The sequence below is a fragment of the Salipaludibacillus sp. CF4.18 genome, from assembly GCF_051262595.1.
GTDB lineage: Bacteria > Bacillota > Bacilli > Bacillales > Salisediminibacteriaceae > Salipaludibacillus > Salipaludibacillus neizhouensis.
The window spans coordinates 1-3726 of the sequence record NZ_JBIMEV010000112.1; the positions used below are offsets into that span (position 1 = coordinate 1).

General features: G+C 35.6%; 3 protein-coding genes and 1 pseudogene. 1 reads left to right on the top strand and 3 read right to left on the bottom strand.

The genetic code is table 11. From position 1 onward, the window contains the following. Positions 1 to 597: 597 nt before the first annotated feature. The 3 genes and pseudogenes from istB to ACHABW_RS25400 form a co-directional block, all read right to left on the bottom strand. Positions 598 to 1317 (bottom strand): IS21-like element helper ATPase IstB, encoded by a 720-nt coding sequence (gene istB / locus ACHABW_RS25390; protein ID WP_435759797.1) that lies wholly within the window; start codon positions 1315 to 1317, stop codon positions 598 to 600. Beyond that, positions 1314 to 2816: an IS21 family transposase gene (istA, locus tag ACHABW_RS25395; RefSeq protein WP_435759799.1), complete on the bottom strand. Its 1503-nt coding sequence runs from the start codon at positions 2814 to 2816 to the stop codon at positions 1314 to 1316. The genes istB and istA overlap by 4 nt, the downstream gene beginning before the upstream one ends. Before the next feature lie 256 nt (positions 2817 to 3072). Beyond that, positions 3073 to 3162, bottom strand: a pseudogene (locus ACHABW_RS25400) (IS1595 family transposase); the annotation flags it as partial. A gap of 229 nt (positions 3163 to 3391) precedes the next feature. Here ACHABW_RS25400 and ACHABW_RS25405 point away from each other — a divergent pair. Continuing rightward, positions 3392 to 3726, top strand: a 335-nt coding sequence (locus tag ACHABW_RS25405; protein ID WP_435759801.1) for a hypothetical protein, incomplete at its 3' end; no start/stop codon positions are given.

Below are 3726 nucleotides of genomic sequence, written 5' to 3' on the forward strand. Positions count from 1 at the left end.
CCATTTATAATTATCCCTGTCAAATCAAATAAAAGAATGGCGTCCTCTTTTTGCAGGTAGAATTCATTTTCTGTTAAAGCTTTTAAAATATCCATTTTACATACTCCTTTATGCATTGGAATTAGGGTTGGGGTTACTTGATTATTTTGCTAAAACTTGTATAGGTTACGATGGCGATTGAATTTTTGAGATTAATATGAGCGAACTACTTTAGGAAGGTGGGAAAATTAGATAATCTCTTATCATTTATGAATGCGTGTTTTAATTCGCATATCCCATCTATTCTAGGTCATGGTACAACTTCTTTTCAAAGCCATCAGGAGAAATATGGGGAGATATCAATACATTAACCATAACCCACTATCGTGTTATTATTAGTAAAAGTTTTCGTGTTTATGCAAGAAACATAATTAATATTACCCATCTGTTTTATCTGTTTATAGTATATAAGGACTAATATAAAACAACATACAATTTATATAAAGTATAGATAAAAGATAGAGTTAATTCAAAGAGTCCAGTGATATTAGATTGTATTTGGCAAGTAAAAAATGTATGGAATGGCAGTTAAAAATGCATGCCACTTGCCACCTCTAATTATTGATGTAATAATGATTCTTTGTATCGAAAACTTTCCCCTGTAAACATTAGTAAGTGAGAGTGATGGATCAATCGGTCAATGACGGCTTCCGTTAGGATCGGATCACCGAAAACATGATTCCATTGACCGAATTGAAGGTTAGTAGTTATCAATAGACTACGGTTTTCGTAGCACATGGATATCACTTGAAATAACAGCTCTGCACCTTCTTTATTTAAAGGAATATAACCTAATTCATCGAGCACCAAAAGGTCCAGTTTTTCAATCTGTTTCATGAACTTTGGAAGCGTTCCTTGTTGGTTTACTTCTATTAACTTATTAACTAAAGCTGCCACCGTAAAAAATTTCACCCGACTGCCAAACCTGTGTATGGCATTTAAGGATATTAATGTCGCCAAATAGGTTTTTCCAGTACCAACTCCTCCGTATAAAATCAGATTTTCTTCCTCTTTAATAAAATCACCATTCAATATTGTTTCTTGATCAATTCCTTGTGGAATTTGTATATGTTCCCATTGAAAAGGCAGAGTTCCTGTTTTCGGCAATTGTGCCTGGTTTAATAATAAATTAATCTTTCTCTCTTCACGGTTTTCAGCTTCCCTTTCAAAAAGCTTTAAAAGGTATTCTTGGTTGCTTTGGGCTTCCACCTCATGATAATATTCCCGAATCCAACTAAGCTTCAAACGTTTTGCATAGGCTTCAATTTGCTCTTTCATTTACGACATCCTCCTTTTTGAAAGAAGGCATCATAATGAGAGAGCCCACGAGATGAGTTGGGCATGATAGGCACCTTCATACGAGGAATAATCTCCATATGAGAATCATCTTGATTTAATAACGAGTAAAAGCAATGCTTAATCTGATCTGCGCTGGGATGCCCATGAGAAGAAGCCAATTGAAGCGCTTTGTTCAATAATGTAAAATCATTATTTTTCAAGAGTTTTCCTAGTAAACGTAGCCCTATTTTTCGTTCTTCTTCGGTGCAATCTTTTAAGTATTTAGACCAAGCATAAGGAAATTGGTCGTACAGGCTTGAATATTTAATGGCAGTCGGACGTCTGGATAATAACTCAAGATAAGGCTGCCATATCATCGATCTGCGCTTTACACCATATAGCCGAGAATGTGTAACGATCGGTTCATTGTTTTCATTCAATACCGCGACAGTATTAAAAGTAAGACGAGTTTTGACTCTTTGTTTCGCAAACCTCGGAGAGGTGGAATATTCCTTATTATCCACACTTACGATGCCGTACTTATCGGCTTTCATTTCTTGATAACGAGCACACTCAAAATCTTTCTCAGGGAGGTGAAGCCATTTTTGTTGGTCTTCTTTATATAACTCTGATTGGAGCACTTGTTTCTTATAATGTGGACGATTCCGATCTTCCTCCGCCCACCTCCAAAGCGTCTTATTAAAATGATCCAAGTTAGCCACGGTACATTCAGGCAATAGAAAATTATTTCGTACGTATTTAACCATCGCTTCTACGTGCCCTTTTTCATTCCCCTTCCCTGGATTACAAAATTCATATCGGAAGCCGTAATGTAAAACAAAGCGTTCAAACGTCTCGGTTAGTCCACGTTCACCTCTTGCCATTATTTTCTTCACCGCTGGTGATAAGTTATCGAATCGAATAGTTGTTGGAATACCACCCATATGACGAAAGATACGCTGTAAGCCTTCGAGTAAACATTCTGTATTTTCCGAAGGAAACACCTGAAAATAAAAAGTGTTACTGAAAGGAAAGGACACCACTAAATATGGCAGATCAATGACTTCCGATTGGTACTTAAATGATGCGGTTCCAAAGTCCACTTGAGCTGTTCCTGGGACTGACACTAGTGGAAGAGATGCCCCTTCTTGATAATCTTTTAATTCCTTTTTTCGTTTCGATACATAGTCGCGAACAGACCTCTCAGAGCCTGTAAAACTATGAAACTTCACTAACTGTTTATACATTCTTTTCGCTGTTCTATGATTCTTCTTTTTCTTCTTTAGATCCTCATCAATCCATTTATCAATAATAGGTTTCACTGTATCCATTACTCTTGCTTTCCGCTTTTGCGGCTGTCTTACTTGGAATTCTTCTTTATTGGCATACTTCGTTACTGTTCGTGGATCGATATCCATTCTAGTTGCCATGTTGGAATAAGTTTCGCCTTTCTGGTTTACTTCATGTCTGATATAATCAATTTGCGCCACTGCTAACATCTCCTAATAGCCTCCTGTCGAACGTTGTTGGTCCAACGAGGAGTTTAAAGTTATTTTGAGAAGTTGGCAAGTGGCCTTTTTAAATTTATGCGGGCCCCGAGGGGCCCGCATAAATTAACTGCCACAACCTACATATTTAGTCTGCCATAAACAATATTAGATGAAATGTAGGTTAATCTCATTATTCTATATAATGATTATCCCACTAGCTCAGAATGAGTAATGGTGTTTGATGATGCACATATACTGAACCACTCGAATCCAATCCGTGGAAGGTCCCACCCACAAAGGTTTTGGCATTTGAAAGAACCGTATAAAGCCAATGTAAATGATCAGGTGTTTTCTTCGCGTCATAAACCTGGTACTCATGTTTGAATCCACGCCAGATAGCGATCTTTAGTTTACTAACATTTCAATAGGATAAAAGTATTGAATGGGATTTTGTGGTAATGTTTAAGGAGACTTATATAATTATCAGTGGAGAAAGTATAGTATTTTCAGTGATATGAATTTATTAGAAATTATTTATAAAGTAGAATATTATGACTAATTAATTCTATTGAGGGAGTGTTTTTTTGCATAAAAAAGTTTTGCTATGTGAAGAAGATTTAACTGTGGTGTTAACATCAGGACTTCAAACAGAAATATTCACTATTCAACAAATATTAAGCGAATTTCTAGCTAAAAATGAAAAAGGTATTTTAAATCTGGCAATTTTTAAGAACTCCAAATATAAGATGGAACGGTTAATAAAAGAAATTGCAGATAACAATAAGTTTATTAAAGATAATTATCATAGATTGAACATTTATCAACCTTCCCAGAAAAATAATGAGACCATCATTAATGAGGCAAATATTAAAGGGAAAGAAGACTTATTAATTATTTATGGTACAGAAAGATTATGTAG